We start from the raw sequence: 15,355 nt of genomic DNA, 5'->3' as shown, positions 1-15,355 counted from the left end.
ACACGACCGTTAAGCCCTCCAGCGCCGATGGTACTTGGACCGAAGGGTCCTGGGAGAGTAGGACGTTGCCAGGCAAACAATCAAACAAGGCCGTTATCGATAATTCGATAACGGCCTTGTTTTCGTCTACTTTTCATTGCTTGAATTCGTTACTTAGAGACTGTTAGCCTGAGAAAAAGCCCATCATCGAGATCAATGATGGGCTTTGTTTGTCATTAGTATCTTTCCAAAATCAGCTGTGTTTTCAAGCCGTCTACGGGAAGCAGCCAACCGTTTTCATCCAGCGTGTTCATTAGCTCGGAACGAAGTTGGGTAGCGATTTCTTGATCATCCGTTTTAAAGGAAACCTCAATCAGGTTTTCAGTTCCCGTGCCTTTACTATTTCGGATTGGCCATACCTCCAAAGTCAGCTCCTGCCCTTCCCAATTCCCCTCGTATCGATAAAAGGTCAGTGGACCATAAACTCGGGATTGGGACAGCTTCTCCTCACCCCAACCTTTGGAAGACCATTTCTCGAGCTTGCCTGGCAGCTTGTCCAGCAGCAGATCCAGCGATTCCTGTTCAGAAGGCAGCTGTGTGCCTGCAGTATTGGTGCTTACCTTTTTGGTGTTGGAGAAGCTAAGTGTCTGCTTGCCATAACCCCAATCAATCTCGGCCTCGTAATTGTCGTCCGAGGCATCAAATTCTTCCTTATTAGCCAGGCTGAGGGCGGCGTCGATATCACCGTTGATGATCGGATACCGCTTTTTGTAGGTTAACTCATAATTATTTTTGTCCTCTTTTTTGCGGAATCGTACATCCCAGCCTTGTTCGTTTAATTCGAGCTGATCGGTATCGTAATATGCTACGCCGATTGCTTGCGGGGATGAGTTGAGCCCCAGCTTCTCAATCACGTCTTCCTGAACTTGTCCATTAGAAGTTAATACAGCTTCGGGTTTGACGATGAATTTCACTTCGTAGGAAGGCACGGCATTTGCGGCAGCATATACGGAATGTGTCCCGGTTCCAGCAAAAACACTTCCCAACGCCGTGAAGCTCAGCACCGCTGCCATCGTCATCTGTTTCCATTTGTTCAAGTCCACCACTCCCTTTGGGTTATTGAATATAATTCCACTTTAAATGAGAAGTAAACGGGAACTATTAATAGGGAGGGGGAATTGCATCAAATTCACATAGAATTTTTGAATGGCATGCTTTAATTTTTCGTAGCACTCTCTGTAACTCCGCCGTAGCAGCTTGTATCTTCCACGCTTAATGATTCGGTACTCCACTTGGATTGGCTTCTTCATCTACGGCGTGTTTTGCCCAAGGAGGGAGCTTGCCTCCCGCAGCACCTCCTGAAAACGGCTGATCTGCACAGAAGGCAAACGGTCGGCATTATGTACGCTGTAAATATACCGGGATGCCTGAAGCCCTGGAATGGGGAGGAAATGCAGCCATCCTTGCTCTTTTTCCCGCCAAGCGGCCATTCGTGACATAAACGAAATATGATCTCCTAATAAGACCAGTTGTTTGATCGCTTCCAAAGAATCCAGTTCCACCGTACTGCGCAAACGAAGGCTGTGCTGGTTAACCCATTGGTCTGTTACCTTCCGCGTGCTTGATTCTGGTCCATGAAGGGCAAAAGGCGTGCGGGCAATCTGCTCGGGTTCCGGCGATTCCGATTTTGTCAGCGGATGTCCGGCGGCACATACAAGGACCAGATCATCGGAGCACAAGGATTCGGACGCCAGGTTCTGCCCGGTGAAAGGCTCTGACGAGACGATGCCCAGATCAATCTGATGGCGGCTAAGCATATCCTGGATCACCGGCGAAGGTTTAACGGACAAGGAGATCCGGATGCCCGGGAATTCCCGCGAAAAAGTTTGCAAAATAGGAGGAAGCAGGTAAGTCGCAGGCACATAACTTGCGCCGATATGCAGCGTGCCACGGTACAGGCTGTCATACTCCCTGACAACGCGTTTTGACTCTTTGGCAAGAGCGTTCATTTTGACGGCATAATGGAGTAAGGCTTGTCCGGCTTCGGTAAGAAATGTTTTGCCGTTTCGGGATTCGAACAGTTTGACCTGCATCTCCTGCTCCAGCGACTTCATATGAAATGTAACCGTAGGTTGCTTGATGCCGAGTATTTCGGCAACGCTGGTCATGTGGTGATGGCGGTCGATCAATTCGACAATTTGCAGTTTCATAAGATTCACGTATCCGTCGCTCCCTTTGTTGTTTCTATATAGGTTCTTTATATAGAATTAATCTATGAGCATCAACGGAATTCAAATAAAAAGTTAATTATGTGTTTAATAGAAACGCTAAGGGATGGATGAGAGCAGTTTGACGCTTGCCGCAATTGTTTGTATACTTTTCGCAATTGAAACAAGGAGCTGTGTAGGAAACGATGAGGAGCTGCACAAGGAGAAAAGGCTGTTACGGTGGGGAAGGAGGTCTATTCCTTCGGCGGTGGGCAGATGTTTATTGTCCCTGTTGCCCTCCCGGTTGCTGCCCAGACCACGCTTGCCAGTCCTTCCGAACCGGTTCTCGGTGCCAGGCTGGATCTTAACCCGCAAAGGATCGTCGAGTTGGTCCTGAAAGTGTATCCTCACGGACTGCCTCCCATTCATCAGCGGAGCGCGGGTTATGTCACGAACGCTGAGCTGAGCGTTATAAGTGCGGTGAGCAGGCTGGTGGAGTGTTTATCCGATCCTGGCGACATCGAGTTGGTAGCTCCGCTCGTGGTGGATGAAATATTGATACGTGTCCTGCGAAGTCCTATAGGCGTTCATGCCGCTGAAATGGGTTTTGCCGATTCGGGCGTACAGCGGGTTGCAAAGGCGATTGCCTGGCTCCGCAACAACTTTGTCCAGCAGATGAAGGTCGCAGACTTGGCTGATTTGGTGCACTTGAGTGTGTCCTCGTTTAACGAGCATTTTAAGTCAGTCACTTCGATGAGCCCGCTGCAGTACCAAAAAGCTCTACGTCTTCATGAAGCACGGCGTTTGATGTTATCCGCTTCAATGGATGCAACCACGGCATGCCGACTGGTGGGATATGTGAGTACCTCCCAATTTAGCCGCGATTACAGCCGCTTTTTTGGCAGTCCGCCAAGCAAAGATATCGCCAGATGGCGTCAACTAGCACAAATGCTGGATTGATCAACCACTGGATAAAAGTCAGCATTAAACCGCTTCGTTTGACTTGTCGATGTGTATTCGCTACGATTCCTCCTGTACCCGCAGCCATATGGCTTGCGGGCTTTCTTTTTTTCAAAACCCGAGGGATCAGTTGTTTTGGACATGAGTAGTTCAGAGCTATTTATGTTGGTCTAAGGTTATGCTGTTTTCCGGCGGATCAGGCAAGAAGCAGCGTGGAACTGGCAAACATCCTGGTGAAGCTCGGTCTAAAATATATGTATAGCTTTACTACTTATTGTGTAGGAGGAATTCATTATGCGTGTTTTTGTTACAGGGGCTACTGGCTTTATCGGGTCCGCCATCGTGCGGGAACTGATCGGAGCGGGGCATGAGGTGGTAGGCCTCGCCCGCTCGGAAGCGGCAGCAGCAACGCTCACCGCAGCTGGGGCAGCAGTGCATCACGGATCTCTTGACGATCTCGACAGTCTGCGCAGCGGAGCGGCCGCTGCGGATGGCGTGATCCATGCGGCTTTCATTCATGATTTCTCGGATTACGCCGGTGCGTGCAAGAAGGATAGTGAAGTTGTCGAGGTGCTCGGGGAGGCATTAGCTGGTTCTGATCGACCATTCGTAGTCACTTCGGTAAATGCTCTCCTTACACCCGGCCGTCTTGGAACGGAAAATGACACACCCGACCCCAATTCGGCCTCAGCGACCCGCATCGCATCGGAAGAGAGGGCTTTAGCTATGGCTTCGCGAGGAGTTCGCGCATCGGTGGTGCGTCTTCCGGAATCGGTACATGGTGATGGCGATCGGGCATTTGTACCGGTTTTGATCGCTATCGCCCGCAGAACGGGTGTCTCCGCTTATGTAGGCGCTGGAGCTAACCGTTGGGCTGCTGTGCACAGGCTCGATGCCGCGCGTCTCTATCGGCTGGCGCTTGAATCTGCACCTGCTGGTTCCAGACTGCATGCGATTGGCGATGAGGGTGTGCCGCTTCGCGACATCGCCGCCGTAATCGGCCGCCGCCTTAATGTGCCTGTCGTCAGCAAATCTCCTGAGGAGGCCGACGATCACTTCGGTTGGCTGGCGCACTTTGTCTCGATTGATAATCCGACCTCAAGCGCCCTGACCCAGGAACGCCTCGGATGGCGTCCTGTTCAGCCAGCACTCATTCCGGATATCGACAGGGAGGTGTATTTTACCAGTTGATGGTTTGTGTTTGTAGATAGATAGGTTGGATCGTTGAAAGGGCAGACGAGGTATCCTCGTTCTGTCTTTCTTTAAACCATAAGGAAGCTCAACTGAGAGACTTCAAAAGGTTACCTGCTGAACGGTGCCGGGGCATAGTTTTGTGAAGATAAAGTTGTTGCTAAGCAGGGAGCAGGACAAGTAAAGGGATTTATTATAATAATAAGAACTAGAGTTAAATGATGAACTAACATATGAGTCGAAAGAAATAGAGCCATGAGATGAAATTCCATCTTAAGGCCCTTTTTTTCATGAGATGGTATTTCCTATTTTTTGAACGACTGATATACTAAGGAAGTGGGAATATTACCCGGTAGGCGATAGGTTCCAGATAAAAAAAACTGGAATTTCCGTCAAGCATCAAAACAGTAGAAAGTTTACTGAAGCTATCGGAACTACGATTTCGAGTGTGACGAGCACTTGAATAAAGAGATGCCTTACATCCGGGCGAGGCTAGACCAATGAGGTATACAGATTGAGATGGTTCCCTCTTCTGCGAAACAGGACGAATGGAATCTGAAGGCGAAAAGAACTGTATGTTGTAATCTGACGGAACTTTCAGCACCAAAAGTTGTTTGAAAAAGCCTTGGTTGCAGCAGTATTAGCAAACATGTGAGAATTCATTCGCTGAGACATTCCTTTACAACTCACTGCTGTGAATGGGATCGACTTTTGGGACATCAGAGAGTGGGGGACAGAGCGATATACACATCTGAGTCGGCGGCATATCGGGCAGATTCAAAGTCCTATGGATCGGATTGATTGGCTTGAAAATGGAAGTACAGATAGCGTGGAAATAAAGCGAAAAGGTTTACGAAGTTCGTAAATATGACGGACAGAGTGTTGTGTCAGCATTTCGTGAATTATTAAGTTAGGTGAAATTGTCATGAAGGAGATTAAAACTATGTATCAGTATTACAATGAAGTTAAGGAAATCTTAACAAACTATCTGGAAACTATCCCAAACGATGCATCAAAAACCTTCTATAAGAGTCGGATAAATAAGTTTTTTGTAGATTATATGTCGCTTGATCATAACTCAACAAGACCTTTAAATACTATTAATTTTCATGATATTAACACTTACATAGAGAGTTTGAGGTATTCCAGTGCACAAAAACTGAATTGCTATAATGCTTTTTTCGGCTTTTTTAAATTCTCTTATAATACTGATAAAATACCTACTGATGTCATGAAGGGTGTTCGTAAACCTGAAATTGTTACTAAAGAAACGAAATATATAGATTCCAGTTCTATTGAGAAACTTAATAAGTATGTTAGTAATGATACTAATGCAATTGAGGATAGACTTTTGATAGGTTTTTTTCTGTACACAGGGCTTAGTAGGAAATATATTGCTAATTTAACTCGGTATCAGATTAGTAGGGATAATAAATTTGTTTTTTTTGAGCTTGGAGAAACTACGCGTCGTATACCACTTAGTAAAAAACTTATTGCAATTATTCAGAGGTATTTTGACTCTATCAATATTCCTGATCCTTTTATAAAAATATTTGATATAGATGAAAATTACGTAAGTGAGAAATTGAAAATTTTAAGCAATAGGATTACTGGGGAGGTTTATACACCAACTGACTTTTCCAATACATTTATAAGAGAAGCATTAAAAAGAAGTAATGATATTTTAACTGTTAGTGAATTGACTATGGAATCTGTGACTACCATTATGAAACATGTGTTTGTAACACCAGATGAGATAATGAACAAACAAAAAGTTATTTTGGAAATTATGTTCGGGGACGATGACAACATCACCTAACATAATATTAAAGCTATCTATGCCCCGGGACTCTCGTCCCTTGCCCGAAGTGTTTCAAGGAAGAGGACTCAGGCAGACAACCCTGCAAGACTAGGTGTGAAGCCACCCCTTCGGGCACATAGATACAAAACGTTATCTGCAATTACCGAAGACTAAAAAGATGTAACAGGAGGAACATATCTTGACCACAATTTTCACTAAGGTAGTTGGAGTAGGTTTTATTATTTTATCAGTTCTAAGACTAACTCCTTTTATAAATGTTACTGGGAAATGGTTGTTATACATCTCCATTGCAGCATTCTTTCTTATACTATATGACTTTTTGGAATTTTTTATTGAAGGTAAAATGGTAAAAAAAGGAGTATGGTTAAATAAAGTTCTATTCAGCTTACGTCCTATATTTATTGGGTGTACGGTGATGGCTATAATCGTTTTACCTAATATAAAGATCAATCTTTCTGTCAAAGAAGTTAATACTTTTAGTGATGCATTCACATTAATTAGTTTAGGCATAGCAATAACACTAATTGGGTTTAAAGCTGAAAGAGCAGGACGCATTTCATCGAATAGTAGAAGGGTAGTGGGGAATGAAATCAGAGAATTTCTTAATTCAATTGAAGGACAAAGTATTATTAATGAACACATAGGAAAGCTATCAATAGAAAATAAACAACAGGTTGATAAATTGGATATAGATTCTAAGTAATAGCAACAACAGATAACATAATATTCAAGACGAGGCTCCTTCTGAGCCTTGGTCTGTAGCCGCAAGAAGTAATTAGCAGGATTCAGCGAACACACTCGCATCAATTAACCGCATCGCGACCAGACCCCGACGGGTCTTTTAAGGCTGAGAACAACGAAATTTTGAGAGGAATTAATGACTACACTTTCGCAGCATGAGATCAGCAAATATGCCCTGATTTAACTGGGTAAAACGGAGATCCACTGCTAGAGTTGACGCTGAATCAAAACCGACAGCTTTTTGCCTGATTTCATGGCGATTTTTGTTGACAAGATCAAGTAGTTGTTGTACAGCGATCGTCCAGTCTAACGTACCTACTTCATCGCACAGCAAATAAAACAATGCATTAAAGAAGATAAATAAAGAGCCAGAAGGCTCTCAAACTAAAGAGACATTTAATTCTCTATGTAGATGAAGGGCGTCTTTAAAACCTTGCAAATAGATCTCGCGTTCTAAAATAGCTTGGAGGGAAAGATCTGCATCATCATAAAGGAATAGTGTTTTACGTAAATCCTCTGGTAGTATTTCATGCAATTGCTTGAGGTATAGATTACGTTCGGAAGAAAACAGATTGTAACTGGTGTTGTTTTTGTTAAGCTCACCATATAAAGATTCAATTCGGATACGAATTAGTGAATCAAGTAAAACTTCTAAGGAATTATGCATAATTGAACACCTTCCAATGGTTTGATTTTACGAATAAAAGTTTAATTTATTGAATATAATTTTAACATATCGAAATGTCATGTCAATAGAAATTAAAGATGTTTTTGATAGAGGAAATATATTTTCATATAATTAAAGAAAAGTTTACAACATGTGTGGAAGGGATATCATATGATTAGTTACAAGCCTTTTCAAAAATTATTGATCGACAGGGAAATCAAGAAACAGGATTTGCTTAAAATGACGGGAATTTCATCAGCTACAATGGCGAAGCTCAATACGAACGAATACGTATCATTAGAAGTAATTGATAAATTATGTACAGCTTTAGGTTGTCAGCCTGGGGATTTGTTGGAACACATAGCAGAGCAATGATGGATTATTCCAAGGAAGAGTGCTCTTTATGCGAGGAATTGGATCATCTGTTGATAATTATATTTTGAAGAAGGCCAGCAAAAGCTTGCGAATTTGCTTATTAAGACGGAATTTGTAAAACTAAATAGGAGAGAAGCATCTGCTCTTCAGCCCCTCGGTTGTGGCATTTCATGAATCCGACACTGCAAGGAGTGGATTGTCGTTCGGGAATAAGATCTTTAAAACAGCAAGAAGGAGTACAAACGATCATGGAAGAAGAACAATTGAAGCTGATTACCTTGGACAGGCTGGATGAAAAATGGTGGCCGGAGGCAAGGCGGATTTATCATCAATCTTTTGAGCATGGCCGCAAGCCGGACGGGATTATCAAGCAGATGTTCGACCGGAAGCTCAGCTTTTTGCATGTCGTAGTGGATCAGTCTGCGGTGGCAGCTATGGCCATTACAGGCAAGGCTGAGAATGGTAAGCGCTGATTGTTGATTATTTGGCGGTGAAAGAGGAATATAGAGGCCAGGGCTTGGGGGAATGGCTGGTAAAAGCACTAGCTTCCTGGGCTGCATCGGAGCATCAACTGCAAGAGCTGATCATTGAAGTGGAAAGCGAGCGACTGCCAGAGAACGATCTTCGTAAACGGTTTTGGCAAAAATGCGGTTTTCGGATGACCGATTATGTCCATACCTACAAATGGATACCGGAAACGTATCAGGCGATGTATTTGCCACTGATCAAGGATACAAGTCAAACTGCCGCTAAAGATGGGCAGGCACTGTTTAAGCAGATCACTTCTTTCCATCACCAGTCATTTCGGGAATTGAATAATTAAGGGACGTCAATTAACAGCAGATGAATTTGAATAGAGTCTTCTAATCTGGACATTTTCCTTGTATGTTTCCATATCAATCTTTAGCCCATTCCCTGTCCTTCCTGATTGTAAAAACAGCTTACCTTAATTCATGTAAGGGTCATATCCCTTTTTTATGAGTGCCTGTTCAAATTCCTGACTCATCGAGAACCCCGTTACGGCCTTCTTTTTGTAGTCATAAGACAAATTGAAATACTGATCTTGATGATCCTTAACATGCCCTATTACAGAAACTTCCGAAACAGCCATCGTCGGTAATAATTTATGATCTGTAATAACAATCTCTATTTCAAACTTCTCTTTAAAATAATCGACTGCAACGGGATCAGCTTCGTTAAATAAGGCTTGTCTATCGGTTTCACTCATTCTTTGGCAACCTCCTAACAGAGCAGCAGCTATGATCACTAAAAGTATTAAAAATAACCTGTTATAAAAATGTTTGATCGCAATCACCTTCTTCTGATAAAAATGGGCAAGTTATGAGTAAGCGAAAACTCCTTGAAAAATCATTTTGCATAAGGGTCATAGCCTTTAGCTCGAATAGCCTCCACAATCTCCGGGCTCATTATGAAATCCTCGACTACTTTATCCTTATAGTCATAGGAAATCCCGAAGGTTTGTTCTTCATGATTCTTTACATATCCATCCATTGCAACTTGGGAAAACGCCATTGTAGGGAGCAACTTCCTACTGGTAATTACAACCTCAAGATCAAAGTTTTCCTTAAAATAAGGAATAGCATGTGATTCGGCTTCTGCGAATAAGGCTTCTTTTTCTGTTTCACTCATCCTCTGGCATCCTCCTAACAAAGCAGCAGTTAAGATCACTAAAAGCATTAAAAATAAACCACTATAAGAAAGTTTGATCACAATCACCTTTTCCGAATTAAAGTTGGCATACAAGTTATATTAGTACAAAAAGGAAAATACTAACATGGACTATGGTTCATTTTCATAGTGCATGCATATTGCCCTGGAAGCAGTGTTTAATGGTGCAGTGGAATGGTACTAAAATGATACTAACTTAGAAAAGTAATGTTTGTACCCATAATTTTAATGAAGTTGATCACATGCATTTGTTTCTAAAATGTATATACTTACTTCCAGCGTAAAAAAGATGGCCAATATTCAGGTGTATATGTATGAATTTTTGCTGGAGAGCAGGGGAACCCATTGTCTTTAAAGCCACATCAGCTCTTCTATTCTGTCAGCTTCCTTCAATTTTTCATGAGTGAAATAACAGGCACAACCTTGATACTTTTTTTGTTGTCGAAAGGGTTGTCCTTGGAAAACGCGAACTATCTCCTGGCTATATTTTTTCTAAGTGTTTTTCTATCGGAAGTGCCTACGGGGGCCATCGCCGACAAGTATGGGAGGAAAGCTTCAGTTCTATTGGGACTCATTTGTTATTTAATTTACAGTGTTATTTTCATGCAGGCGAATGAGCTCTGGTTACTCATGTTAGCACAGATATTCGGGGGGCTGGCCACTTGTCTGCAATCAGGAGCCCTAGAGTCATGGGGTGTTGAAAACAGCGACTGTCCTATTGAAAAGCTATTTACGACAGCCAATAGCATGCAGTATATCTCTGGTATCTTTTGCGGTGTATTAGGAGCCTTTCTCGCAGCTTATAATTATTCTTTTCCTTGGATAGCCAGCATAATTTCTAATATAGCAGCCATTTTATTGTGTACCCGTTTTATGACTGAAAATAATACAGGGGATCATCCTCACACTGTTAACAGTCTTTCAGCGATCATACGTGAAAGTGTACGGATCGGTTTGAACCATAAAGTGATTTGGATTGTATTTATCGTTGGTTTATTCATCAGCTTCTCTAATTCAGCGGGCAATACTTTTCAACAGCCGCGCCTGGTCGCTTTATCCGAACAAGGGGTGTGGGTGATGGGAATCATTAAAGCGGCGTATTCACTCTGCATGACGTTCGGGAGCTACCTAGTCCGGAAATTATACAATAAATATAATGATATGGTTGTTTTAATGCTGTCCTGCTCGATGATCGGCATATGGCTTGTTTTGGCAGGAGCTTTAAACTCCTTTTATCCGGTGCTGGTTACTTTTTTAGTTTATGAGATCGGCAGAGGAATGTATCCGACAGCAAAGCAAATCTTTCTCAACAAACGGATATCCAATGAATATCGTGCTACTCTATTGTCACTGGATTCAGCCATTTCCCAACTGGGGATGTGGCAGGTCTAATCGTTACAGGGATCATCAGCCGCAGCTTTACAGATTTAAGTTCGGACCAGACACCCATTCAAATATCCTGGATTCTTTGTGGAAGCATTGCGATGGTTCCCGTTCTTTTACTGTTTTCGATGAAAAAGATCAAGTTGGGAAAGAGGTCTCTTTAATATGAACTGATACACCGCAGTTGAACATGACAGTGGTTTAGTTTTGGTTTGTGCTCTAAAAAAATTCATCATTCAGGCGCAGCCTGTTAGCGCCATTACTAGTAAAAGCATACTGTGGCTGCTCTCAATACTACGGTTTAGAATAAGATCATGCTTGACACAAGTCATATTCGAATCTGCGGAAAAGAGGGGACTAGCCGATGGAAAATAGATTACCGAAGCGAAAACTGGGCAGTCAAGGGCTTGAGGTGTCAGCCTTGGGTCTGGGCACGATGATGATGCCGGACAACGAAGAGTCGGTATATACCATTCATGGGGCGTTGGATCTGGGTGTCACAATGTTTGATACGGCGGATATTTACGGTGAAAAATTCATGGAAGGAAAATTCGGCGGCAACGAGCGGACGGTTGGCCGGGCTTTGAAAGGACGCCGGGACCAAGCTGTGATTGCGACCAAATTCGGCATTACTGGAGTGGACATGAAAGCGCATGGACACCCTGCTTATGTGAAAAAATCGGTGGACGCCAGCCTTCTTAATCTTGGTGTCGATTATATCGATCTGTATTATCAGCACCGCATTGATCCGAATACACCCATCGAGGAAACGGTAGGCGCTGTGGCGGAGCTCGTTCAGGAAGGCAAAATACGTTATATCGGTCTGTCGGAGGCTTCGCCTGACCAGATTCGCCGTGCGCATGCGGTTCATCCGCTAACTGCGGTGGAAACGGAATATTCACTGTGGAGCCGCGAAGTCGAGGACGAGGTGCTGCCTGTTCTTCATGAACTGGGCATCGGTTTTGTTCCATATAGCCCGCTGGGCCGCGGTTTCCTGACAGGACAAATCCGGACCTTCGACGATCTGCCTGAAGATGATTATCGCCGCTTCTTCCCCCGCTTCCAGGGTGAGAACTTCAGCAAAAACCTGGAGGTAGTGGCCCTGATCGAAAAGTTTGCCGCCAGCAAAGGCTGCAAACCGTCTCAGCTTGCTCTGGCTTGGCTGCTAGCGCAGGGTGAGCAGATCGTTCCAATTCCCGGTACAAAGCGTTTGGATCGGGTTCAGGAAAATCTGGGCGCACTGGAAGTGACGCTTTCCGCGGAGGAGCTGGCGGAGATCGAGCGCATCTCGCCGCAAGGCGTTGCGGCTGGAGAGCGTTACCCGAACTTTCAGCAATCCTGACACGAGGCACAAGGCTGGATATCAAGCAATTCATTTATATAACAGAGCCGCTCCGGAAGTCTGCATTTGGCTTCGGAGCGGTCTTTTTTTGTCATTTCACGGCAAACTACATCGTAGCTAAATCAGCTTTACGCCAATATAGAACAGGAAATTTCGCGTCTCATAGCAGATTTTTTTTAAAAAAATAGTATCAGGTACTAATACCAGGTGTTATAATAACAAAGTACTTGCTGAACTGAACTCATGGACATTCAGATCCTTCATTAAGAGAGGAGAAAAAATTATGCTGCAATCAAAAGCACGAATTACGGCCATTGGAACTTATGTACCTGATAAAGTAATGAGTAATGCGGATCTGGAGAAGCTGGTGGATACCAGTGACGAATGGATCGTGCAGCGCACGGGCATGAGAGAACGCCGGATTGCTGCCCCCGATCAGTTTGTTTCCGATTTGTCCATCCGTGCGGTTCACAACCTGATGGAAGCCTACAATGTTCAAGTGCAGGATGTAGACATGATCATGGTCGCCACCAGCACACCTGACTATCATTTCCCGAATGTCGCTTCACGCATACAAGATGCCTTTGGAATTGCCCAAACGGGTTCCATTGATCTGGGAGCGGCCTGCGCAGGATTCGCATATGGTCTTCATTTGGCCAATGGGCTGATTACGGCGGGTCTTCATCGGAAAATACTTGTCGTAGGCGCCGAAACGCTGTCCAAAATAACGGACTACACTGACCGGACGACCTGTGTCCTGTTTGGCGACGGAGCGGGAGCGGTGCTGGTGGAGCATGATGAGCAGAATCCGGACTTTATCGCTTCAGACATCGGCACGGACGGGGCAGGCGGCATTCATCTGTACCAAACTGCCTTGTCCAAAAAAATGAATGACACCGAGCTTAGCGACAGCGGCCATCTTGTACAGAACGGAAGGGAAGTGTACAAATGGGCAGTGCGGAACGTACCGTCAGGCGTGGAACGGCTTTTGGAGCAGGGAGGCATCCAACCGGAACAACTGGACTGGTTCGTTCCCCATAGCGCGAACCTGCGCATGATTGAGTCCATTGCGGAAAAAGCGGCCATACCTATGGAAAAAGTATTGACGAGTGTGGAGTACAACGGCAATACCTCGGCTGCATCCATTCCCCTGGCGTTACAGACAGGCATTAAGGAAGGGAAGCTTAAACAAGGGGATCGGGTCATACTGTACGGCTTTGGCGGCGGGCTGACCTATGCAGGCTTGCTGCTGACATGGGGAGCTCCTGACTTACAATGAATATAGCCTTATTAAACCCCCGGTACTTCAAGAGATGAAGTACCGGGGGTTTGCTCATTTTGTAAAAGTGAATGGATCAGGGGGCAAGCGTCGGAGCTTTGCGATGGTGTGTTCCCTGCTCGTAGCTGTAGGCCAGCTTTATTAATGTCTCTTCGTCAAAGGCTCGGCCCAAAAATTCAATGCCTACAGGCAGTCCATCGGAAGTAAATCCGGCAGGCACTGTTATGGCAGGGAAGCCTGAAAAAGGACTTAGCCTGTTGTTGCCGCCTGCGTTTTGCTCTTCTCCGATGACAGCTGCGGTCTGTGTGGTGGAAGGATACACAATGGCATCCAACTGATTGTCGGCCATCACCTGAAGGAGAGCTTCCCGCGTCAGCTTGGTACGTTTTAGCACAATATCCTTGTACTCCTCGGTATCAAGGGATTCACGGGCATCGCGTGCTTTCATGGAATCCTCCTGAGCCTTATCAAATTGTCCGGATTCAATGATGGCGGTCAGGCTGTCGTAGGGGGCGGATGGACCCAGCTCGTGCAGATAATCATTCAACTGAAATTTGAATTCGTAGCTGCTCAGGCTCGGATAGCTCATGATTTCGGACAAATTGGGAATTTGAATGGGAACGGCCTCAGCTCCAAGCGCCTTCAGCTCATCAACAGCTTTGTAGACTACCTCCGTAACCGCCAGTTCTTCAGGCTTGCTGCCGAACAGCTCTACGGCTACCCCGATGCGTGCTCCTTTCAAACCGTCAGCTTGAAGAAAATCCGTATAGCTTGCAGGAGTTTCCCCGATACTGTAGGCAGTGGCAACATCGTCCGGATCATAACCAGCCGTAGCGTCAAGCAGGAGGGCGGCGTCTGAAACGGTTCGCGCCATCGGCCCGCCGACATCCTGCGTTAGAGCCAGCGGTATAATGCCGTCCCGGCTTGTCAGACCAATGGTCGGACGGATACCGACAAGACTGTTGAAGGTGGACGGAATCCGGATGGAGCCGCCTGTATCGGTACCCAGCCCGGCGGCTGCAAAGTTTGCGGCAATGGCTGCCCCGGTGCCTCCGCTGGAACCGCCTGGATAACGGGCGGGATCATACGGATTCAGGGTCTGTCCACCGAGGGAGCTGGAGGTGGTAATGCCGAACGCAAATTCATGCAGGTTGGTTTTGCCTAAAATAATCGCTCCGGCCTCTTTCAGCTTGGCTATTTGATCGGCGTCCTCGGCAGGAACGGAGTCTTTAAGGCATAAGCATCCTGCCGTGGTAGGCATATCTGACGTGTCAAAGTTGTCTTTGACCAGGACAGGAATGCCGTGCAGAGGGGAGCGTGGCCCTTTTTCCTGCCGTTCCCGGTCCAGCTGCTCAGCAATCTTGAGAGCATCCGGATTAAGGGTAAGCACCGCGTTTAGCTTTATGCCCTTATCGTCATAGGCTTTAATGCGGTCAAGATACATCTGCACAAGCCTTTTTGATGTAAGATTTCCTTCCTCCATCGCCCGCTGCATCTCCGCAATTGTTGCTTCCTCCAAAGTAAAGGCTTTGGAGGAAGCCGAGACGCTTTGTCCTTCCGCTGCTGCGGCAGCAGCAGCAGGGCTTGACCAGCCAAGAAAGCCTGCAACCAGCATTCCGGCGAGCAATACAAAACTTCCACTTTTGAGAAATAGCCGCTGTCTTCGCATACGGGTTCACGCTCCTTTGTATTCATCGTGTTATGTATAAACCTAGAAAAA

General features: G+C 45.3%; 16 protein-coding genes, 1 rRNA gene and 2 pseudogenes. 12 read left to right on the top strand and 7 right to left on the bottom strand.

The window, feature by feature from the left end:
* A 5S ribosomal RNA gene (gene rrf, locus ACE41H_RS25340) occupies positions 1-74 on the top strand; the annotation flags it as partial.
* A 141-nt stretch (positions 75-215) separates the two neighbouring features.
* Here rrf and ACE41H_RS23790 read toward each other — a convergent pair.
* Together ACE41H_RS23790 and ACE41H_RS23785 are read right to left on the bottom strand one after the other, a co-directional pair.
* Complete coding sequence (locus ACE41H_RS23790) at positions 216-1,076, bottom strand: hypothetical protein (protein ID WP_375358046.1); 861 nt, start codon at positions 1,074-1,076, stop codon at positions 216-218.
* A gap of 213 nt (positions 1,077-1,289) precedes the next feature.
* Entirely contained in the window at positions 1,290-2,189 is a 900-nt protein-coding gene (locus tag ACE41H_RS23785) for a LysR substrate-binding domain-containing protein (protein ID WP_375358051.1), read from the bottom strand.
* A 225-nt stretch (positions 2,190-2,414) separates the two neighbouring features.
* On the opposite strand from ACE41H_RS23785, the pseudogene ACE41H_RS23780 reads away from it, so the two are divergent.
* The 5 genes and pseudogenes from ACE41H_RS23780 to ACE41H_RS23760 form a co-directional block, all read left to right on the top strand.
* Positions 2,415-2,759: pseudogene (locus tag ACE41H_RS23780) on the top strand (AraC family transcriptional regulator); the annotation flags it as partial.
* A 27-nt stretch (positions 2,760-2,786) separates the two neighbouring features.
* Positions 2,787-3,146: a helix-turn-helix domain-containing protein gene (locus ACE41H_RS23775; RefSeq protein WP_375358050.1), complete on the top strand. Its 360-nt coding sequence runs from the start codon at positions 2,787-2,789 to the stop codon at positions 3,144-3,146.
* A 294-nt stretch (positions 3,147-3,440) separates the two neighbouring features.
* The gene (locus ACE41H_RS23770) at positions 3,441-4,337 is read left to right on the top strand and encodes an SDR family oxidoreductase (RefSeq protein WP_375358045.1); all 897 of its coding nucleotides are present in this window, start codon (positions 3,441-3,443) and stop codon (positions 4,335-4,337) included.
* Between the two features lie 925 nt (positions 4,338-5,262).
* Entirely contained in the window at positions 5,263-6,156 is an 894-nt protein-coding gene (locus ACE41H_RS23765) for a tyrosine-type recombinase/integrase (RefSeq protein ID WP_375358044.1), read from the top strand.
* A 181-nt stretch (positions 6,157-6,337) separates the two neighbouring features.
* Positions 6,338-6,862 (top strand): hypothetical protein, encoded by a 525-nt coding sequence (locus ACE41H_RS23760; RefSeq protein WP_375358043.1) that lies wholly within the window; start codon positions 6,338-6,340, stop codon positions 6,860-6,862.
* A 218-nt stretch (positions 6,863-7,080) separates the two neighbouring features.
* On the opposite strand, the pseudogene ACE41H_RS25335 reads toward ACE41H_RS23760, so the two are convergent.
* Together ACE41H_RS25335 and ACE41H_RS23755 are read right to left on the bottom strand one after the other, a co-directional pair.
* A pseudogene (locus ACE41H_RS25335) lies at positions 7,081-7,252 on the bottom strand (IS4 family transposase); the annotation flags it as partial.
* A gap of 27 nt (positions 7,253-7,279) precedes the next feature.
* On the bottom strand, positions 7,280-7,567 hold the full coding sequence (locus tag ACE41H_RS23755) for a hypothetical protein (RefSeq protein WP_375358042.1): 288 nt from the start codon (positions 7,565-7,567) through the stop codon (positions 7,280-7,282).
* A 171-nt stretch (positions 7,568-7,738) separates the two neighbouring features.
* Between ACE41H_RS23755 and ACE41H_RS23750 the strand changes: the two genes are divergently transcribed.
* The 3 genes from ACE41H_RS23750 to ACE41H_RS23740 all read left to right on the top strand — a co-directional run bounded on the left by ACE41H_RS23750 (position 7,739) and on the right by ACE41H_RS23740 (position 8,765).
* Positions 7,739-7,942 (top strand): helix-turn-helix domain-containing protein, encoded by a 204-nt coding sequence (locus ACE41H_RS23750; RefSeq protein WP_019686344.1) that lies wholly within the window; start codon positions 7,739-7,741, stop codon positions 7,940-7,942.
* Between the two features lie 248 nt (positions 7,943-8,190).
* Positions 8,191-8,415, top strand: coding sequence for a hypothetical protein (locus ACE41H_RS23745; protein ID WP_375358041.1), 225 nt, complete (start codon positions 8,191-8,193; stop codon positions 8,413-8,415).
* Between the two features lie 11 nt (positions 8,416-8,426).
* On the top strand, positions 8,427-8,765 hold the full coding sequence (locus tag ACE41H_RS23740) for a GNAT family N-acetyltransferase (protein WP_375358040.1): 339 nt from the start codon (positions 8,427-8,429) through the stop codon (positions 8,763-8,765).
* Between the two features lie 123 nt (positions 8,766-8,888).
* Here ACE41H_RS23740 and ACE41H_RS23735 read toward each other — a convergent pair whose 3' ends face one another.
* Positions 8,889-9,170 carry a hypothetical protein gene (locus ACE41H_RS23735; RefSeq protein WP_375358039.1) on the bottom strand — a complete coding sequence of 94 codons (282 nt, stop codon included), beginning with the start codon at positions 9,168-9,170 and terminating at the stop codon, positions 8,889-8,891.
* A gap of 140 nt (positions 9,171-9,310) precedes the next feature.
* Entirely contained in the window at positions 9,311-9,592 is a 282-nt protein-coding gene (locus tag ACE41H_RS23730; protein WP_375358038.1) for a hypothetical protein, read from the bottom strand.
* Between the two features lie 384 nt (positions 9,593-9,976).
* Between ACE41H_RS23730 and ACE41H_RS23725 the strand changes: the two genes are divergently transcribed.
* From ACE41H_RS23725 to ACE41H_RS23715, 3 genes are all read left to right on the top strand, one after another.
* Positions 9,977-11,023 (top strand): MFS transporter, encoded by a 1,047-nt coding sequence (locus ACE41H_RS23725; protein ID WP_375358037.1) that lies wholly within the window; start codon positions 9,977-9,979, stop codon positions 11,021-11,023.
* Between the two features lie 355 nt (positions 11,024-11,378).
* On the top strand, positions 11,379-12,356 hold the full coding sequence (locus tag ACE41H_RS23720; protein WP_375358036.1) for an aldo/keto reductase: 978 nt from the start codon (positions 11,379-11,381) through the stop codon (positions 12,354-12,356).
* A gap of 283 nt (positions 12,357-12,639) precedes the next feature.
* Positions 12,640-13,635, top strand: coding sequence for a ketoacyl-ACP synthase III (locus ACE41H_RS23715; RefSeq protein ID WP_375358035.1), 996 nt, complete (start codon positions 12,640-12,642; stop codon positions 13,633-13,635).
* Between the two features lie 76 nt (positions 13,636-13,711).
* On the opposite strand, the gene ACE41H_RS23710 is transcribed toward ACE41H_RS23715, so the two are convergent.
* Positions 13,712-15,304, bottom strand: coding sequence for an amidase family protein (locus ACE41H_RS23710; RefSeq protein ID WP_375358034.1), 1,593 nt, complete (start codon positions 15,302-15,304; stop codon positions 13,712-13,714).
* Between the last annotated feature and the right edge of the window lie 51 nt (positions 15,305-15,355).

This window comes from Paenibacillus enshidis (assembly GCF_042136365.1).
GTDB lineage: Bacteria > Bacillota > Bacilli > Paenibacillales > Paenibacillaceae > Paenibacillus > Paenibacillus enshidis.
The sequence above is the reverse complement of the archived record's forward strand: the minus strand, read 5'-3'. Positions and strand labels throughout refer to the sequence as shown.

Coding starts and splice junctions, on each gene's coding strand:
- ACE41H_RS23785 (WP_375358051.1), bottom strand. CDS start 2,189: ATGAAACTGCAAATTGTCGAATTGATCGACCGCCATCACCACATGACC.
- ACE41H_RS23775 (WP_375358050.1), top strand. CDS start 2,787: ATGGGTTTTGCCGATTCGGGCGTACAGCGGGTTGCAAAGGCGATTGCC.
- ACE41H_RS23770 (WP_375358045.1), top strand. CDS start 3,441: ATGCGTGTTTTTGTTACAGGGGCTACTGGCTTTATCGGGTCCGCCATC.
- ACE41H_RS23765 (WP_375358044.1), top strand. CDS start 5,263: ATGAAGGAGATTAAAACTATGTATCAGTATTACAATGAAGTTAAGGAA.
- ACE41H_RS23755 (WP_375358042.1), bottom strand. CDS start 7,567: ATGCATAATTCCTTAGAAGTTTTACTTGATTCACTAATTCGTATCCGA.
- ACE41H_RS23750 (WP_019686344.1), top strand. CDS start 7,739: ATGATTAGTTACAAGCCTTTTCAAAAATTATTGATCGACAGGGAAATC.
- ACE41H_RS23745 (WP_375358041.1), top strand. CDS start 8,191: ATGGAAGAAGAACAATTGAAGCTGATTACCTTGGACAGGCTGGATGAA.
- ACE41H_RS23735 (WP_375358039.1), bottom strand. CDS start 9,170: ATGAGTGAAACCGATAGACAAGCCTTATTTAACGAAGCTGATCCCGTT.
- ACE41H_RS23730 (WP_375358038.1), bottom strand. CDS start 9,592: ATGAGTGAAACAGAAAAAGAAGCCTTATTCGCAGAAGCCGAATCACAT.
- ACE41H_RS23720 (WP_375358036.1), top strand. CDS start 11,379: ATGGAAAATAGATTACCGAAGCGAAAACTGGGCAGTCAAGGGCTTGAG.
- ACE41H_RS23715 (WP_375358035.1), top strand. CDS start 12,640: ATGCTGCAATCAAAAGCACGAATTACGGCCATTGGAACTTATGTACCT.
- ACE41H_RS23710 (WP_375358034.1), bottom strand. CDS start 15,304: ATGCGAAGACAGCGGCTATTTCTCAAAAGTGGAAGTTTTGTATTGCTC.